The sequence below is a fragment of the Rhodococcus artemisiae genome, from assembly GCF_036327795.1.
Classification (GTDB): Bacteria; Actinomycetota; Actinomycetes; order Mycobacteriales; family Mycobacteriaceae; genus Rhodococcus; species Rhodococcus artemisiae.
Genome location: NZ_JAUTXY010000004.1, coordinates 302,667 through 319,483, shown reverse-complemented (window position 1 = coordinate 319,483; position 16,817 = coordinate 302,667). Strand labels below are relative to the sequence as shown.

Annotated in this window: 18 protein-coding genes; 7 read left to right on the top strand and 11 right to left on the bottom strand. The window is 63.0% G+C overall.

Features of this window, described 5'->3' with window-relative positions:
- Positions 1-4: 4 nt before the first annotated feature.
- From Q7514_RS11540 to Q7514_RS11530, 3 genes are read right to left on the bottom strand one after another with little or no spacing between them, the layout of a single operon-like run.
- Positions 5-1,069, bottom strand: a complete 1,065-nt coding sequence (locus tag Q7514_RS11540) for an acyl-CoA dehydrogenase family protein (protein WP_330133386.1) — start codon at positions 1,067-1,069, stop codon at positions 5-7.
- A complete protein-coding gene (locus tag Q7514_RS11535; RefSeq protein ID WP_330133385.1) occupies positions 1,069-2,229 on the bottom strand; it encodes an acyl-CoA dehydrogenase family protein in 1,161 nt (386 codons plus the stop codon). Before Q7514_RS11535 ends, Q7514_RS11540 begins: the two co-directional genes overlap by 1 nt.
- A 58-nt stretch (positions 2,230-2,287) precedes the next feature.
- Complete coding sequence (locus Q7514_RS11530) at positions 2,288-2,719, bottom strand: SRPBCC family protein (RefSeq protein ID WP_330133384.1); 432 nt, start codon at positions 2,717-2,719, stop codon at positions 2,288-2,290.
- Between the two features lie 223 nt (positions 2,720-2,942).
- Here Q7514_RS11530 and Q7514_RS11525 point away from each other — a divergent pair, with 223 nt between their 5' ends.
- The 3 genes from Q7514_RS11525 (at position 2,943) to Q7514_RS11515 (ending at position 5,874) form a co-directional block, all read left to right on the top strand.
- Positions 2,943-3,692: an SDR family NAD(P)-dependent oxidoreductase gene (locus Q7514_RS11525; protein WP_330133383.1), complete on the top strand. Its 750-nt coding sequence runs from the start codon at positions 2,943-2,945 to the stop codon at positions 3,690-3,692.
- A 10-nt stretch (positions 3,693-3,702) separates the two neighbouring features.
- Positions 3,703-4,491 carry an amidohydrolase family protein gene (locus Q7514_RS11520; RefSeq protein WP_330133382.1) on the top strand — a complete coding sequence of 263 codons (789 nt, stop codon included), beginning with the start codon at positions 3,703-3,705 and terminating at the stop codon, positions 4,489-4,491.
- A 186-nt stretch (positions 4,492-4,677) separates the two neighbouring features.
- Entirely contained in the window at positions 4,678-5,874 is a 1,197-nt protein-coding gene (locus Q7514_RS11515) for a cytochrome P450 (protein ID WP_330133381.1), read from the top strand.
- A 191-nt stretch (positions 5,875-6,065) separates the two neighbouring features.
- On the opposite strand, the gene Q7514_RS11510 is transcribed toward Q7514_RS11515, so the two are convergent.
- The 7 genes from Q7514_RS11510 to Q7514_RS11480 all read right to left on the bottom strand — a co-directional run bounded on the left by Q7514_RS11510 (position 6,066) and on the right by Q7514_RS11480 (position 12,662).
- Positions 6,066-6,266, bottom strand: a complete 201-nt coding sequence (locus Q7514_RS11510) for a ferredoxin (RefSeq protein WP_330133380.1) — start codon at positions 6,264-6,266, stop codon at positions 6,066-6,068.
- 4 nt (positions 6,267-6,270) lie between these two features.
- Entirely contained in the window at positions 6,271-7,488 is a 1,218-nt protein-coding gene (locus Q7514_RS11505; RefSeq protein ID WP_330133379.1) for a cytochrome P450, read from the bottom strand.
- 383 nt (positions 7,489-7,871) lie between these two features.
- Positions 7,872-8,654, bottom strand: a complete 783-nt coding sequence (locus Q7514_RS11500; protein ID WP_330133378.1) for an enoyl-CoA hydratase/isomerase family protein — start codon at positions 8,652-8,654, stop codon at positions 7,872-7,874.
- Between the two features lie 10 nt (positions 8,655-8,664).
- Positions 8,665-9,840, bottom strand: a complete 1,176-nt coding sequence (locus Q7514_RS11495) for a thiolase family protein (RefSeq protein WP_330133377.1) — start codon at positions 9,838-9,840, stop codon at positions 8,665-8,667.
- Positions 9,837-11,378, bottom strand: a complete 1,542-nt coding sequence (locus Q7514_RS11490; RefSeq protein WP_330133376.1) for a class I adenylate-forming enzyme family protein — start codon at positions 11,376-11,378, stop codon at positions 9,837-9,839. The genes Q7514_RS11495 and Q7514_RS11490 overlap by 4 nt, the downstream gene beginning before the upstream one ends.
- A 1-nt stretch (position 11,379) precedes the next feature.
- Positions 11,380-11,799, bottom strand: coding sequence for a Zn-ribbon domain-containing OB-fold protein (locus Q7514_RS11485; protein ID WP_330133375.1), 420 nt, complete (start codon positions 11,797-11,799; stop codon positions 11,380-11,382).
- Complete coding sequence (locus tag Q7514_RS11480) at positions 11,796-12,662, bottom strand: hypothetical protein (RefSeq protein WP_330133374.1); 867 nt, start codon at positions 12,660-12,662, stop codon at positions 11,796-11,798. The genes Q7514_RS11485 and Q7514_RS11480 overlap by 4 nt, the downstream gene beginning before the upstream one ends.
- 246 nt (positions 12,663-12,908) lie before the next feature.
- Here Q7514_RS11480 and Q7514_RS11475 point away from each other — a divergent pair, with 246 nt between their 5' ends.
- The 4 genes from Q7514_RS11475 to Q7514_RS11460 all read left to right on the top strand — a co-directional run bounded on the left by Q7514_RS11475 (position 12,909) and on the right by Q7514_RS11460 (position 15,099).
- Complete coding sequence (locus Q7514_RS11475; protein WP_330133373.1) at positions 12,909-13,673, top strand: SDR family NAD(P)-dependent oxidoreductase; 765 nt, start codon at positions 12,909-12,911, stop codon at positions 13,671-13,673.
- Positions 13,670-14,455, top strand: coding sequence for a crotonase/enoyl-CoA hydratase family protein (locus Q7514_RS11470; RefSeq protein WP_330133372.1), 786 nt, complete (start codon positions 13,670-13,672; stop codon positions 14,453-14,455). Before Q7514_RS11475 ends, Q7514_RS11470 begins: the two co-directional genes overlap by 4 nt.
- A 64-nt stretch (positions 14,456-14,519) precedes the next feature.
- Positions 14,520-14,768 carry a FadR/GntR family transcriptional regulator gene (locus tag Q7514_RS11465; RefSeq protein ID WP_330133371.1) on the top strand — a complete coding sequence of 83 codons (249 nt, stop codon included), beginning with the start codon at positions 14,520-14,522 and terminating at the stop codon, positions 14,766-14,768.
- A 94-nt stretch (positions 14,769-14,862) separates the two neighbouring features.
- Positions 14,863-15,099, top strand: a complete 237-nt coding sequence (locus Q7514_RS11460; protein WP_330133556.1) for an FCD domain-containing protein — start codon at positions 14,863-14,865, stop codon at positions 15,097-15,099.
- A 76-nt stretch (positions 15,100-15,175) separates the two neighbouring features.
- Here the strand turns inward: Q7514_RS11460 and Q7514_RS11455 are convergent, their stop codons facing one another.
- Positions 15,176-16,666 (bottom strand): aldehyde dehydrogenase family protein, encoded by a 1,491-nt coding sequence (locus tag Q7514_RS11455; protein WP_330133370.1) that lies wholly within the window; start codon positions 16,664-16,666, stop codon positions 15,176-15,178.
- Positions 16,667-16,817: the final 151 nt, after the last annotated feature.

Below are 16,817 nucleotides of genomic sequence, written 5' to 3'. Positions count from 1 at the left end.
TTCGTCACCCGCGAACAATCGCGAGGAGGTCGGGTACTGCACCACCGTGCGCGACCAGGCTCCACGCACCATCCCGACCCGCATCGACAGCAGCCTTCGTCAGTAGCCGATCCCAGCGGGCCACCGATCCGAACTCCGACCTCCACGCGAGCACGGGGCGCGTGAACCTGTGCAGATCGTGTTCGGACGTCGTACCGATCGCGCCGTGAACCTGATGCGCATTGCGGACGACGGTGGACGCTGCGTGTCCGGCACAGGATTTCGCGACTGCCACTGCGATCGACGCTCTGTCGTCCCACCCGGCTCGTTCGACATGCGCCACAGCGGCATCCGCCGACGCTCTCGCCAGAGCAGTCTCGGCGGCCGCATGGGAGACCAGACGCTGCACGGCCTGAAACTTCGACAAGGCGCGACCGAACTGCTCACGACCGGAGACGTGTTCGATACACAACTCGACGACTCGCTCCATGGCACCGCACATCTGCAGGACCCGAGCGAGCGCACCCCTGAGGAAGAACGATTCGGCGGTACCCTGGAGCACCGGTACCCACTTCACGTCGTCCACCTCGATGGTCACCGTGTCTCGGGGCTCGCCGGCGAGGTTCTCGGAGCGCCGGATGTCGAGTCGGTCGGCGTCGACGTGTGCGACCACCCAGCGGTCGCCGTCGAGTCGCAGCGGTACTGCGAACCGGGCATGGCGAGCCCAGGGTACTGCGTGGGTCGTACCGGAAGGGTCCATGAGAAACGCGGTTCCGAGTCCATCCCCCATCGGGAGACCCGCAGTGTCGAGCAACCACCCCGCGAGCAGGTCGTGTTCCACCAGAGGTGCCGTCACCGCAGCACCCGACGCAGCAGCAAGCAACGCCGATGCCGTGTGCCAATCAGCCCCGCTCCCACCGTGGGACTCGGCGCCGGTGAGCCGCGTCAAACCGAGTTCGTCGAGCACCTGCCACAGGTTCTCGTCGAACTCGACGGCAGCGCCCGGTGTGATCCGGTCTGCACAGTGGGCAGCAAATACCGACGTCATCATGTCGACGACGTCCGAATCGATCAGTGCAGTCGAATTCATCAGCGTAATCCCAACTCTCGAGCCAAGACACCTTCGAGTACCTCGGTCGTGCCACCCCGCAACGTGAATCCCGGCCGCTGCTGGACAGCAGAGTCGACCAACTCGCGGAAACGATCGGGTTCCGGCACGTCGTCGCGATCGAGACGTAGGTCGACATATTCGGCGATGTCGCCTTCCGTCGTCGTCCCGAGGAGTTTCACTGCTGCTGCGGCACTATCGGCGGCCTCGCTGCGTTGCAGCGCCCCTGCGACAGCCGACGACATGTGATGAAGACCGGTGATCCGCGCTATGTAGCGACCGATCCCACCGTCGTCGTCACCGGCGCGACCCCGTGCACCCGCCTGTTCGGCGGCCTCGGCAAGCAGCACGAATGTCGACAGGAACCTCTCCGGTCCGCTCCGCTCGTAGCCGAGTTCGGAGGTGACCTGCCGCCAACCGTCGCCGATCTTTCCGAGAACCATGCCGTCCGGGACGAACACGTCATCCATCACGACCTCGTTGAAGTGATGGCTACCCGTCATGGAGATGATCGGACGGATCTCCACACCATCTGATCGAAGATCGACGATGAACTGGCTCAGACCTGCGTGCCTGGCAGCAGGATCCTTCGGCGACGTCCGTGCCAGAGCGAAGAACGCATCGGCGTGGTGCGCGCCCGAAGTCCACACCTTCGTACCGCTGATCCGCCACCCTCCGTCGACCTGAACCGCTTTGGTACGCACGCCTGCAAGGTCGGATCCGGTATCGGGTTCGCTCATACCGATTCCGAAGAAGTAGGTGCCCTGCGCGATTGCGGGAAGAAACGTCAGCTTCTGCTCATCCGTCCCGAACTTCAGCAGCGACGGTGCACTCTGACGGTCGGCGATCCAGTGTGCAGCAACCGGAGCACCATACGCGAGGAGTTCTTCCGTAACCACGAACCGTTCGGTGTGCGATCGCCCATGGCCGCCGTACTCCGTCGGGATCGTCATTCCGATCCATCCACGAGTCGCCAGAAGGCGTGTGAAGTCCGGATCCCACCCCGTCAGCCACGTGTCCACTCCCGGCGTGAACTGCCCCGAATCCAGACATTCCCGAAGAAACGACCGAACTTCGCTCCGGAGCGCTGCGTATTCGTCGGGATCGTCGGGATTGGGGGGAAGTAGCCGATTCGCGTTCACATCAATCTCCTTACAGAGCCGATGAGGAGATGAAAGCCACCAGCAGGTGCCGGTTCCCTCACACTCGGTCCGATGCCAGGACCTCACCGATCCGCTGCAGCCCACCCTGGTACATGCCGCTGACAGCCTGCCGCAGTTCGTCACCTTCGGTCTCGTTGTCGGCCTGGAACTGCGCGGTCCACAGAATGTCGGCACCGCCTTCCGACGCGGCGACCACGGCAAATCGCGAGCTGAAGGCCTTCAGCACCAGGGGGCCGTCGATGTAGTCGTAGTCGTAGTAATGACGTGCGTCGACATGCTCGGTGATCCGTTCACGCGCCGTTCCCACGCCGCCTGCCAGTTCCGCGTATCGAACATCTCCGTCGAGCCAGGACTTCGCCACTGCGGGCAGCCACTGGTCTGCCTCTCCCGGGGCCCCGCACAGCTTCCAGATCTCCTCCACCGAGTGGGGGTAGTGCGCGGACTCGTTGATTGCGATCTGCACGGTCATGTCGTCCTCCTTGTTGTGTTGCAACAGTTCTCCTCACACGACCCGACCGCCGCGCCTGGAGGTGCACCTTGCCGTGCGACGAGGTCTGGCGTTCGACGTCCGGTGCGCTTAATATGGCAAATATAATCATGGTAAACGGGTGGTGGCAATAGTCACACACGACCGCGCGGAGCAATCGCACAAGCCATATCGCGCGACTCTCCACGGTGAAAGGATGAAACTCATGGATCTGCAACTGGCAGGGAAGGCTGCAATCGTCACGGGCGCAAGCCGTGGCCTGGGGAAAGCCGCAGCCGAGGCACTGCTCGACGAGGGCGCCTCCGTTCTCCTGGCCGCCAGGTCGCGCGAGCCACTCGAGGAATTGCACAGCAGGTATCCCGACCGCACGGTGGTACACCCGTGCGACATGCGCGATATGGATGCGGTTGCAGCACTTGCCGATGCAGCCGTCGAAGCGTTCGGCAGACTCGATATCGTGGTCAACAACGCAGGGATCGCGCCTGCCGGCAGGTTCGACGAGCAGCCACAGAAGCAGTGGGACGAAGTGTTCGACGTCAACGTCCGCGCACCGGCCGTGTTGACCCGAGCTGCGGCGCAACATCTTCTCCCTCAGGGATCCGGCAAGATCATCAATGTGGCCAGCACGTCGGGCATCAAGGGAAAGCCGACATTGGTTGCATACTCGTCGTCCAAGGGCGCGATCCTGCAGTTCACGAAGGCTCTCGCCGGCGAGTGGGCCAAGAAGGGCGTCCAGGTCAACGCCATTGCCCCCGGCGCCTTCACCACCGATGCGCAGAGCGCGGTCACCGAGTCCCCCGAGATCCTCGCGAAGCGGCTGCGGAAGATTCCGGCCGGCCGCATGGGCGATCCGGCCGAGTTCGGTCCCCTGGTGGCGTATCTGGCGTCGCCCCTGTCGGATTTCATCACCGGTTCGGTCGCCGTCATCGACGGCGGCGAAGTCAGCCGACTCTGAGAGGATTTCCATGATCATCGATGCACATACACACATGTGGCCGGACGCCGTCGCACGCAAGGCACTCGCCGGATCGGTTCCCGACCTCGAGCGTCGAGGCGACGGCACTCGGGACGGCCTGAAGAAGTCCATGCAGGAAGCCGGGGTGGACCGTTCGGTGTGCCTCGCGGTGGCCAACGACGGCAGCGCCGTGGACAAGGCCAACAAGTTCTCGGCATCCCTCGACCCCGACCACTTCATCGGATTCGGCTCGGTCCATCCCGATCTGACTCCAGAGGAGAACCTCGAAAGCCTTCGTCGACACGGATTGAAGGGTGCGAAGATCCATCCCTTCTTCCAGCGCTACGCGTTGGACGATCAGCGTCTCGCTCCCCTGCTCGACGCGATGCAGGGCGAGTTCGCCGTGATCATCCACGTCGGATCCATCAGCACAGCAAGCTCCGACGGAGTGTGCAGCCCGACGATGCTCGCAGATCTGTCTCGCAACTTCCCGAAGCTGGATGTCATCGCGTGCCATTTCGGCGGTTACCAACAGTTCGAGGCTGCCGTTGAATTCGTCGTAGGCCTACCGGTCTACCTGGACACCTCGTGGCCCCCGAGCCTGGCCGAGCTCAATCCCGCAGAGGTCCGCAAGGTGATCGAGAAGCACGGCCCGGAACGGGTCGTCTTCGCCTCCGACTGGCCGATGGCCGATCAGGCCCGCGAGATCAGAGCGGTTCGCGAACTCGGGCTCGCCGACGACGACGTGGACCGGATCCTCGGTCTCAACCTGGCACGCCTGCTGAAGATTTCGGTGTGACACCAGCCCGCATCGGGTGACCACAAGGGCCCGGAGGTTGCGACAGCAACCTCCGGGCCCTCCTCCTTCATCCTTGACCCTAAAATATAGATATGGTTAAGTTATTTACAGCACGTGTCGTGCATCACAGCCATAGAAGTCCGGTTCGCCGTCGACGAGCCCGGCAGTCGCATTCTGGAGGCCACCATGACCACCGCTACAGCCTTTGACCCCCTCTCGTACGAGGTGCAACAGGATCCCTATCCCTACTACGAGGAACTGCGACGCAACGCACCGGTGCAGTACATCGAATCGGTCGCAGCATGGGGGATCTTCCGCTACGCCGACGTGGAGAGCACGTTCAAACGGCCCGAGATTTTTTCGGCAAAAGATTTCACCAGCAACGCATTCGGAGAGTTCGACCCGGTACCCGAAGTGAGCTCGATCATCGCGACCGATCCACCCGAGCACTCACGCATCCGACGTCTGGCCAACGCTGGATTCCGACCGAACGCGATCAAGACCATGGAACCCAAGGTCGACGGCGTCATCGAACGGCTTCTGGACAACCTCGAAACCACGCGATCCGACTTCGATCTGGTGTCCGACTTTGCTGCGTACGTTCCTGTCAACGTCACCGCCGACCTGCTGGGAGTGGAAGACCCGGCTGTGCGGGAAGACTTCAAGCGGTGGACGGCGGATCTACTGCAGGCGCCCAATCGAGGAGTCCTCCCCCAGGAGGACCTCGATCGTATTCGCGCGAGCGTGGCCGAACTCCGCGCCTATTTCACCGAGCAGATCGAGTATCGACGCACGCACCCCGGAACCGACCTGATTTCCGATCTGGTTCGCGCCGAGGAAGAGAAGCAGACGCTCACCGCCACCGAAATCCTGAGTCTGGTGGCGCTGATGCAGTTCGGTGGTTCCGAAACGCCGTCCCATCTCATCAGTTCGACCGTGTACAACCTGTTCTCCCATCCCGAGATCCTGGACGAAGTGCGTCGTGACCCGAGCCGAGCGCTGGCCGCCGTCCAGGAGACTCTGCGCCAGAACTCCCCCGTGCAGATGGTGTTCCAGACGGCGGTTCAGGACGTCGACGTCGCGGGCGTTGCCATCCCGGCGGGGTCGATGGTGTTCTCCTACATCGCAGCCGCCAACCACGACGACACAATATTCGACGAGCCTGCCCAGTTCATTCTGGACCGGCCGAATCTCAACAAGCACCTGTCGTTCGCCACCGGTGCGCATCACTGCATCGGAGCTCCGCTCGGCCGGATGATGTGCGCAAAGGCTGTCAGCGGACTGTTGACCCGTTTCCCCGATCTCCGGCCGGTCGAGCAGCGCCCCGAGTGGATGCCCTCGTACTGGGTTCGTGGCCTGGCTCAGTACCGGTTCACCGCCTGACGCAGCTGACGCAGGACGCCCTCACCGAGCCGGTGAGGGCGTCCTGCATTGTGGGTGAAGAACACACACCATGCCGATCGCGCTCCGACACCCTCCACACAGGACACGCTCCACACAGCTGGAAGCGGGCGCCTCGGCGGCAGCAGGGGTGGCTCGCCGGGGCGCCCGCGGTATGCGGAGGCGGGGTCGTATCAGTCCTCGCTTATGTCGATGGCCCCCTCCGGGCAGCTCTGCGCTCCTTCACGTGCAGCGTCCTCATGGCCGGCCGACACCTCACGCGCGACATCCCGATGGTCCGAGAAGCCCTCGTCGTCCGATTCGTACACATCGGGTGCCATGGCGTAGCAGCGTCCGTGACCGCTGCACAGTCCGCTGTCGATTGTCAGTTTCATCGCGTCAGCCCTTCGCCTCGGTGCCGAAAGTGATCTCCAGAGAGGTTGTCGTTCGTAGCTGGCTGGTCTCCGTCTTCGCCGAAGTTCCTTCTGTGAGATGGAAGTCGGGGATTCGACGCAGGAACTCCTCGAGCGTCACCGTGAGTTCGAGTCGCGCGAGGTGCGAGCCGAGACAACGGTGCGGACCTATCCCGAATGCAGAGTGGACCGTGCCCTTACGGTGGATATCGAGGACAGTCGGGTTCTCCGTCAGAGCGGGATCCCTGGATACTGCAGCATAATTGAGTGCAATCCACTCACCCTCACGCAGTTCGAGATCGCCCAAGGTGGTGTCCTGGGTGACGTATCGAGCCGGCGCCACGACAGGCGCGAACAGACGCACGAACTCCTCGACGGCCTGCGGGATGAGACCGGGGTTCTCGCACAACTCCTTCCGCACGTCGTCGTGCTGCGCAAGGTAGTCGACCGCGGCTGTCATAGCGTGTGTGGTGGTCGCAAGCCCTCCGAATACCAAGTCGAGGACGATGGCAACCTTGTCCTCCCACGACGCGGGAGTGCCATCTTCCCACTCGACTCCCGCATTGACCACGTCCACGACGTCACCGCGCGGCGCTTCCTTGCTGCGCTGTTCGAGGTAGTTCGCAAGATAGTCGTTGACCTTCATGAAGTACTGGGGGCGTTCCTCGATCGGTCCGAACGTCCCCTTGTCGATCCCCTCGAACAGTTCGGGGAGATCGGCCTCGGGGACGCCCATCAGGCAGCGGAAGAACACCATGCCCGGGAGATGCGCGGAGAAGTCGTTGACGAAGTTGCAGCCACCTGCGTCGGCGAACTTGTCGATCAACTCGTTCGCGGCCGCACGAATCTCCTCCTCGAATCCGGCGACCGCGTTCGGTGCGAGGAACGGGTTCAGGACCTTGCGCCACTTGTCGTGGTACGGCGGGTCGGATTCTTCCGGAAGGATGACCGGCGAGCCCTCGGGGCGATTGACCATGTAACCTTTCGCCGAGCTGAATGTCCGCCAATCCTGGGCCGCCTTCTTCACGTCCTTGTAGGTGTTGATGACCTTGTACCCGTGCCCGGTCCGGCTGTGCGCCACCGGGCATTTCGCGGCCATCTCGTTCATTACATCGTCGAATCGCTCGTTGAACTCCGGGTCTTCGAAATCGAAGTCGTTGAACATGTCTCGCTTGAACGGCTGCACTGGAGGAGTCTGGGTCACGATGGATCCTTTCGCTCGGACGGTCGATTCACGAGGGGCTGCACGATGAGGTGACATCGGGGGGCGACCGAAGCCCTACCCGCCAGGGGCGCATCAACGGAGTGTGATGCGTAACACTAAATAATATAGTGATATTTAAGGGGTCTCGTCAACCCCCGGGAGTCGGCCATCAGTTGAGGACGCGGTCACGGGTTTCCGGCATCCGTACGTACACACACTGAGACGTTCGTGGGCGCTCGGGACAGTCATTTGCCCACCTCCATTGGATCCGCGATGTCGCGAGTGACTTTGCTGTGAAACACTGTGACCTCGATAACAGTGTTAATGTAGTCATATTTCATAGAAGTGGTCATGTCAATGATTCGCCGACAATTCACCGGAATTCATCGGCCGACGAAGTGCCCCGATCGCTTCTCCGCCATGGCGCGGCGCGCTTCCCGTGAATCCTCGGTGGCCATCACGACCGCGTGATGCGAGGAAATGAGATCGAGTGCCGTTCTCAGGTCGTGTCTTTCACCCAACCGTGCGCTGCGCTTGATTATCTGGACAGCCACAGGAGGCTGCCGGGCGATCTCGTCCGCAAGCGAAAAGACGGCCTCCTCCAGCCGGTCATCCGAATGCACGGCACTCACCAGGCCAAGCGACAACGCTTCCTGTGCTTCGACAACGCGTCCGGTCCACATCAGTTGCAGAGCGGTCGCGCTGCCGACGATGCGCGGCAGGAGGTAACACCCCCCGTCGCCGGGCACGAGCCCCACTTTGATGTAGGCCTGGGACAGCCTCGCAGACTCGGAGGCGAGCCGAATATCGGCGAGCAGCGCCATGTCCATCCCTGCACCGAATGCATCGCCCGAGACACCGGCCAGGTACGGCTTGCTGAGCGCCTCCGCCGCATGGGCAACCCTGTGCACATTCTTGGTGAGAAGGTCCTTCGCGCCCAGAGGTGTCGGGGCGATCTCGTCGAGAACCGAAAGATCGACACCCGAACAGAACGATCCCCCGGACCCGGTCAGGACCACCACACGCACATCGGGGTCCCGCTCCGCTTCGATCAGCGCATGTGCCCAGGTGTCGATCATCTCGAGCGTGAATGCATTCTTGCGGTGCGGTCGGTTGAGACGAATGGTGGCGATGTGGTCTGCCACCGTGTATTCGATATCTGTCACTGCAGTCCCTTCAGTTTTCGGCGCCCAGCACCAGAACGTTGTAGTACTGCGCGCCGGACCCGGCTCCGGCCACGAGACCCGTTCGGGCCCCCTCGACCTGTCTGTTCCCGCTGACCCCGCGAATCTGCCGGACCGCCTCGATGATCTTCAATGTCGGTGCTCCCCAGCCGATATGACTGAAGGACATGACTCCACCGTCGGTGCAGGTCGGAAGACCTCCGTCGATTCCGATGCCGGTGTCGAGTGCAAACGCCCCACCGTCGCCCTGCTTGCAGAAACCGAGTGCCTCGTACTGCCTCAGTACTTCTGCCGAGTTGACGTCGTACAACTGGACGAAGTCGAGATCGTGGGGAGAGAGTCCGGCGGTCGCGTATGCACGTCGCGATGCATCGGCGCCGATCATCCAGACATCGTCGTATCGCGGCGGGTCCACGTACTGCTGGCGCATCCATTCGGAGCCGCCTCCGAGAATCCGGACCGGTGTCGAAGGCAAGTCACGGGCACGCTCCATAGAGGTGACTACCAGGGCAGCAGCACCCTCGTTCGCCAGACACACTTCCAATCTCGTGAAGGGATCTACCACTTTCGGTGCGGCGAGCACATCCTCGGCCGTGTACGGCCCGCGGCCGGCCATGACGGCGTTCGGATTGCCGGCTCCGGTATTGCGGATGGTCGCGGCGACATGTGCCATCGCCTCCCGCGCCTGCGGGTATGTGTGCAGGTAACGCTGCGCGACGAGCGCGAACTGGGCTGTCGTGAACGATCCGAACGGTTCGACGAACTCGTTCGCGGGGCGCGTGTAGGACGCGACACGGCCGGCTTCGGCATTCATCACGCCTGCCTGACCGCCGGTGATCAGGACCGTGTGGCACTGACCGGTCGCAATCGCCGCAGCGGCGTCGAGAACGGCGGGCACGCCCTGCGGGTATGTGTCACCGATCCACCGGACCGGTATGCCCAGCAAGCCCGCCCAGTCCGCCGAACCGGGCTGAAAAACGGTGCCACCCGGCCCCGGCCAGCGGGCACAGATGCCGTCGACCTCGGTTTTGTCGATTCCCGCGTCGGCGAGGGCCGATCTGGCGGCCTGCACACTCGCGGTCAACGAGTTCATCTCGAGACTGCGCGCCTGCTGGGTCATGCCCACACCGACGACGGCTATGTCATGGAACGGGTGCCGCGCAGTCACGACACACCGGCCGGAGCGCCGAACTTCTCGCGCACCTGCGCCTTGGTGATCTTGCCGACCGCATTGCGCGGAAGGTCCTGCCACACCTCTATCCGCTCCGGGATCTTGATGCTCGGGAGCCCTTGCGCTCTACACCATTCGGTGAGCTCCTCCGCCGAAGGCGCCGGCGAACTGTTCGCAACGACCGCCGCAACGATCGCTTCACCCCACTCCGGATCCTCGAGTCCGACAACCGCTGCCTCGCGCACCCGCTCATGCAACGTCAGTACGTTCTCGATCTCCGTCGGCGCAATGTTGAAGCCGCCTCGGATGATCAGATCCTTCTTCCGCCCGACGATCTTCAGATACCCATCGGAACTCCACTGCCCGATATCACCGGAATACATCCATCCATCGATGAGTACTTCGTCGGTCTTCTCCGGTTCACGGTAATAGCCGGTCATGGTGTAGGGCGTCCCGAAAACGATCTCTCCCGGCTTGCCCGGCTCTACGTCGACACCCACCTCGTCGACCAGCCGCACCATGACCGCCAGGGATTCCTTGCCGCACGTGGAGAACAGTTCCGGTCGACCGTCTGCTGCCAGGGCGTGATCGCTCTTGCGGAGCATGGTGCCGATCGACGCAACCTCTGCCATTCCGTACAACTGGACGAAGATCGGCCCGAATCGCTCGACCAGAGCAGCCACTCGATCGGGAGCGATCGGCGCAGAACCGTACCCGATGGTCCGGAGCGTCGGAATCGTCTCGGGGCGGACATCGGATTCGAGCAGCCTGATCAGCATGGTCGGCACCAGGAACGTGTGCGTGACGGCGTTCGAACGCACCTCGTCCGCGAACCTCTCGGGTTTGAATCCCCGCGAATCCGCGAATCCGATCGCTCCACCGAGAAGAACGAGCGGTGCGATGGTGATCTGCATGCTCGAATTGTGCGGAATCGCAATCATCCACCGCGACTGGCCGGACAGCTCGTACTCGGTCACTGCGACCGCAGAATGCTGCAGTGTCGCACCCACACTGAAGAGAATTCCCTTGGGACGCCCCGTCGTCCCGCTCGAGTACACGATGCAGAAGTCGTCTTCGGACTGCACCCGGCTCTCGGTATCCGGCGTCGCAGCGGAGGATTCGCTCAGCTGGGCCTCGTACTCGCCCGGTTCGTCGATATCGAGGACGACGACATCCGAACCCTCGGTGAGCCTCCGTGCCATCGGCGCAAGTTCTGCGTCGGCAAGAATGACTCTGGGGGTGCAGTTGGCGAAGATCTCGGCGTACTCGGGTTCGCCCAGACGGAAGTTCAGTCCCACATACACAGCACCGGCCTTGGCACACCCGCCGACGAGTTCCACCACGTCGAGTCGGTTCGACACCAGCACGGCGACGCGATCGCCGCGGGCCACCCCGTAGCGATCGACAAGCAGATTGGCCAGGCGGCACGCACGTTCGTTCACCTGCTCCCACGAGAGCGAACGCGACCCGGCGAAACATGCTGTGCTCTGCGGCTCCCGGCGAGCATTTCTACTGAACGCGAGTCCGATATTCATCTCAGTCCTCTGTATCGATTGCGCGGAATGCGGGGAACGTGAACTCCTCGTCGATCTCGACCCACGTCACCTCGACGCGAGAGCCGATCGGAGTCGGCCGATCCGCCGCCGGAACGATGTTCGTCAAGAGTTGCCAGCCCTCGTCCATGTCGACGATCGCGATTTCGTACGGCGCGGGCAGTGCCGGCGAGGGCGAGCGGTGAACGATGGTGCTGCTGTACACGGTCCCGCGGCCGGTGCTGGTCCGGAAACTCCACTTCTCGCTGAGGCAGTGCGGGCAGATCAACTGCGGAGTGAAGAAACTGTGCGCGCAGTCATCGCAGACCGGGCGGACCAAGCGGCGCTCGTGAGCGGCCGCCCAGAAGGGAGCCGTCAGTTCACTGGGGGACGGCAACGGGCGCTCGAGTTGTACGTCCATCATCTGCCGCCGACGAGGAGGAGGTGTGCGGCTTCCGAGACGGGCATACCGATAGCGACACCGCGTTCGCGGGCAGGTCCGTTGCAGGCGCTGACCAGTCCTTCACGGAAGCCTCGGAAGGCATCGCCGATCGGAGCCGTCCGTCCGTCGATGCACGCCCCGGCAAGACCTGCTTCCTCGGCAGTACGCAATCCGACGATGCCGGATTCGTTCTTCGACATGCCCCCGTCGTGGCAGATGAAGGCCCAGGGGTCGGCCTCGAGCAAGAACTTCGCACCGCTGCGGCCCGTGTGGCCGGCGGTAACCATGACACTGCGGCCGGCGTCCTCCGGCAGTGCCCACACGATCGAGTCGGTGACGACGATCCGCCGACCGTCCGGAAGCTCTTCGACGATCTCCCGCCGGATCTTGTTTCCCACCGATCTGTCGGATAATTCGTTGTCCCGCAGCAACTCCGCTGCCTGTCGGACGGGCATGCCGACGCCGACACCGAGACACTCCGCGTGATAGTTCACATAGGAGATTCGGCCACTCTCGTAGAGGTCGCGACCGTTGCCCATCTCGACCGTCATACCGTCCGCGGTCGCAGCGGGAATTCCCAGCGCCTCCAGATACCAGAGACCGGCGATTCCTGCGCCGTCCTTACCGACACACGCGTCGTGTCCGATCACGCCGCGTGGGCGATGGACCGCGCACATACGCGCCGGAAGGACACCGATATACGACGCAGGCAGAACGACATCGCGGTCGGTGTTCCTCTCGTCGACCCAGCGCGCGGAGTCCATGATGATGATCCTCCTGCCGTCGCGCTCAGCAACGACTTCCTGCGGATGCTCCATCTCCCGTTCGAGCAGTGTCTCGCCCACGTCACCCCTCCTCGGCTACTTGGTATTCAACGAACGAAATGCCATATATATGGTGATATCATAGTCATATTAAAAGCTCTCGAGAAGAGGGGTTCGTAGGTTCATTCCACCGCGCACCCCCGAACGCTGCGCTCGACTTCGGCAATCGGCCGAAGCTCTCGACAATCCCTTAAACATGATTATATTATCCATGTTAAACGCATTATGTGAAGAGACCCCAGCGGTTGAAGCCGAAGGAGTAGCACTGTGAATCTCGATGGAACCTCCGCGCTGGTGACCGGCGGTGCATCCGGCCTCGGACTGGCCAGCGCACGCGCCCTCGCCACACGTGGAGCACACGTCACCATCCTGGACCTACCCGTTTCAGCGGGCGAGGAAATCGCCGCCACGTTCGGTGGCAGCGCCGAGTTTGCGCCCGCCGATGTCACCGACGAAGACTCGGTGTCGGCCGCACTCGATCGTGCGCAGACCCACGGTCCACTGCACGCGGTGGTCCACTGCGCCGGCCGAAGTCACACCATGCGAATCCTGGACAAGGAAGGGAACCCGAATCCGCTCGAAAACTACGCGGGCGTGATTCGGACCAACCTCATCGGCTCCTACAACGTCCTACGACTGAGTGCTGCACGCATGGTTGGGAACGAGCCACTCGACGGTGACCGAGGAGCCATCGTGATGACGGCCTCGGTGGCCGCATGGGAAGGGCAGATCGGACAGATTCCTTACGCGTCGTCCAAGGCCGGTGTCGTCGGCATGACGATCGTCGCGGCACGCGACCTCGCCATGTACCAGATCAGGGTGGCGACCATCGCCCCTGGGATTTTCGACACTCCGTTGCTCGCGCGACTCCCGGAAAATGTGCGCGAGTCGCTCGGGCAGTCGGTGCCGCACCCGAGCCGCCTCGGCGATCCCGCAGAATTCGGCGACCTCGCCGCGTACATCATGGAGAACTCGATGATCAACGGAGAAACGATCCGACTCGACGGCGCGATCCGGATGGCAGCACGATGACCACCACCGAAGCAGTCGAATCACTGCTCGTCCAGGAACACGCGAACGGGGTGGTCGTACTGACGATCAACCGGCCCGCCGCGCGCAACGCCGTCGATCTGTCCACCGCTGAAGCAATTTCACGCACGCTGGATTCGCTCGACGACGATCCCGACTGCCGGGTCATCGTGATCACTGGTGCGGGTGGGTTCTTCTCGGCAGGAATGGATCTGAAGGCATTCCGCGCAAAGGGAGAACGGCCGATCGATGCCAAGCGCGGGCCGTTCGGTCTGGTGCACATGCCGCCTGAGACTCCACTCATTGCCGCCGTCGAAGGCGCCGCCGTAGGCGGAGGGTTCGAGATTGCGTTGTCGTGCGATCTGATCGTCGCAGCCGAAGATGCCGTGTTCGGCCTTCCGGAAGTCAAGCGTGGACTCACCGCCGCGGGTGGTGGACTACTGCGACTACCGTCCAGCATCCCGTACCACCTGGCGATGGAAGCTGCCCTGACCGGCCGGTCGCTCACCCCCGCGTGGTGCGCAGAGAAAGGACTGGTCAACCGAATTGCCTCATCGGGCCACGCACTCGACGCGGCACTTGCACTTGCAGAGGAGATCGGCGCCAACGGCCCTCTCGCAGTGCAGGCATCGAAGAAGGTGATCGTCGAGTCCGGCAACTGGACGACGACAGAAGCCTTCGACCGCCAGGAAGAGATCGTCGATCCGGTTCGTCGATCGTCGGACGCACAGGAAGGCGCTGCGGCTTTTGCCGAAAAGCGGGCCCCCGTCTGGACCGGCCGCTGACCGACGGCCGCATTCGGCCCAGCTCCACAGGACCGACGGAAGCATACGCAACGAGGAGCACCGTATGGCGGTCAGCGATCCACTCGCGACCGAACCCAGGATGTGCGCGTCCCACGGTGTCGGGCGGAGTACGCTCCGCGAGGCACTGCGAATCCTCGAGCTTCTCGGCGTGGTCGCAATCCGGCCGGGACGGGGTGGTGGCCCGATGGTCGCTGCGCCCGATTCGAGACACCTGGCCAGCACGATGGCATTGCTGATGCAGTGCTCGGACACCGCCTTCCGCTCTGTGGTCGAGCTGCGGAAGAGTCGGTGACCGATATCGATGACGAGGCGCTCTTCCTCCGCGAGAACAACCGCTTCCACACTCTCGTGGCCGGCGGCGCAGGCAACCCGTTGATCATGTATAGATCCAACTCCTGGATTGGATACTCGACGGTGCGCCACTGGGTGTTCAGTTCACGAAAAGCGCTCGCCGCTCTGTGCTTTCCGTGCACGAAGCGATCTACCGGACGATCGAATCACGCCGGTCGGACGAAGCGGAAGCGGCGATGAAACACCATATGAGGGAGACGGCGGCCTACTTCGAGGAGAAGTTCCCGAACGTCATGGATCAGGTCGTCGCGTGGGAGCTCCACGGCCGCTGACCGTCTGCACCCAGGCACGTGAAACGGGTGGGGACGAGCCGATCGGCTCGTCCCCACCCTCATGGTCTCCTGGACGCTAGGCCGAGTACGCCCCACTGAGCAGGATCTGCTTGGTCTCGGTGAACTCGAGGATCCCCTCGGCACCGCATTCGCGTCCCCAGCCGGACTGTTTGACGCCACCGAAGGGTTCGGTGAGCGAGCATCCCGCGAGATTGAGCGCGACACCACCCGAGCGGATTCGACGCGCAATCTCGAGCGCTTTGGCGCGGTCCTTCGCGTACACCGACGCGGCGAGACCGTACTTGCTGTCGTTTGCGATACGCACCGCATCGTCGAGATCGTCATACGCGATGACCACGGTGATCGGCCCGAAGACCTCTTCCTGCGCGATCTCCATGTCGGTGGTGACATCACGCAGCAGTGTCGGCGCAAAATAGTGTCCGCGGTCCAGACCGTCCGGTCGCTTACCGCCGGCCGCTACCACCGCGCCCTCTTCGATGGCCGTGGCAAGCATCCGCTCGGTTCTCTCGACGGCACGCTTGTTCGCCAACGGACCGAGATCCGAAGTCGGATCGAACGGGTCACCGACCTTGATGGCGTCGAACGCCGCCGCCAGCTTGCCGACGACCTCGTCGTACCGGCTGCGGGAGACGAGAATTCGCGACAGAGCCACACAGACCTGCCCGCATCCGCCGACAGCGCCGGGAACAAGCGTGGCCAGGACCTCGTCGATGTCGACGTCATCGGCGATGATCGCCGGCGACTTGCCACCGAGTTCGAGCCCGGCGCGCGCAAGACGCTCCGAGGTCTCCTTCACGACTTCCTTCGCCACCGCGGTGCCGCCGGTCATGTGGACCATGTCGATGCCGGGGTGCCGAACGAGGTACTTGCTGGTGTCGAGCTCAGCGGCAAGACCGCTGATGACGCCCACGGGGAATCCCGCGGCCTCGGCGGCATCCAGAATCAATCTGGCCGTCAGCTGTGACTCGGGGGCGAACTTCACCACCACTGGGCACCCGGCGAGCAGCGCCGGAATCACTTTCATGCCCATCAACGGAACCGGCCCGTTGTAGGTCAGAATCGCCAGAACCGTCCCGATCGGCTGATGCTGCACCATCACTTCGCTGGACGCATTCGTGCGGATCTCCTCCCAATTCAAGGTCGGAGCAATCTCGATCGCGTGACCCCAGATCGCACTTCCCGCACCAGAGTTGATCATCTCACCGTGCGCTCGGGTGTATCCGGATTCGAATGTCCACGCGCGGTTCAGCGCGTCCAGTCGCGATTCCAGCTCGTCGGCGAAGACACGACAGATTCGTGCCCGTTCGTCGACCGCCATGCGTGGCCAGGGGCCGTCATCGAAAGCGGCACGCGCGGCGGCGACCGCAGCGTCGGCGTCCTCCGTAGTGGGCGACGGCACAGTGGCCACGATTTCCTCGGTGGAAGGCATGATCACGTCGATGTGTCCGCTTCCGGTGGACTCCACCCACTCGCCTGCGATGAACACCTTGTCAAGTGCGGGAATGTCTACGTCGAGCGTTCCGGTGGTGGCAACGAAGGATGACATCTGGACCTCTCAGATTCGCTTTGTTGAGGCAGGTTCTGTGATGCAAATAACACCATATTACATATAACATAGTAATATTTGATCCGTCAATGCCCGACTCGGCGCCGACACTCGAATGCCACACGGCCTTCACCGGCCAGGTGTGACTCAG

Excerpts from the sequence above, each read along its gene's own strand:
- Q7514_RS11540 (WP_330133386.1), bottom strand. The coding sequence starts at position 1,069 with ATGAATTCGACTGCACTGATCGATTCGGACGTCGTCGACATGATGACG.
- Q7514_RS11530 (WP_330133384.1), bottom strand. The coding sequence starts at position 2,719 with ATGACCGTGCAGATCGCAATCAACGAGTCCGCGCACTACCCCCACTCG.
- Q7514_RS11525 (WP_330133383.1), top strand. The coding sequence starts at position 2,943 with ATGGATCTGCAACTGGCAGGGAAGGCTGCAATCGTCACGGGCGCAAGC.
- Q7514_RS11520 (WP_330133382.1), top strand. The coding sequence starts at position 3,703 with ATGATCATCGATGCACATACACACATGTGGCCGGACGCCGTCGCACGC.
- Q7514_RS11515 (WP_330133381.1), top strand. The coding sequence starts at position 4,678 with ATGACCACCGCTACAGCCTTTGACCCCCTCTCGTACGAGGTGCAACAG.
- Q7514_RS11510 (WP_330133380.1), bottom strand. The coding sequence starts at position 6,266 with ATGAAACTGACAATCGACAGCGGACTGTGCAGCGGTCACGGACGCTGC.
- Q7514_RS11490 (WP_330133376.1), bottom strand. The coding sequence starts at position 11,378 with ATGAATATCGGACTCGCGTTCAGTAGAAATGCTCGCCGGGAGCCGCAG.
- Q7514_RS11485 (WP_330133375.1), bottom strand. The coding sequence starts at position 11,799 with ATGATGGACGTACAACTCGAGCGCCCGTTGCCGTCCCCCAGTGAACTG.
- Q7514_RS11470 (WP_330133372.1), top strand. The coding sequence starts at position 13,670 with ATGACCACCACCGAAGCAGTCGAATCACTGCTCGTCCAGGAACACGCG.
- Q7514_RS11465 (WP_330133371.1), top strand. The coding sequence starts at position 14,520 with ATGGCGGTCAGCGATCCACTCGCGACCGAACCCAGGATGTGCGCGTCC.
- Q7514_RS11455 (WP_330133370.1), bottom strand. The coding sequence starts at position 16,666 with ATGTCATCCTTCGTTGCCACCACCGGAACGCTCGACGTAGACATTCCC.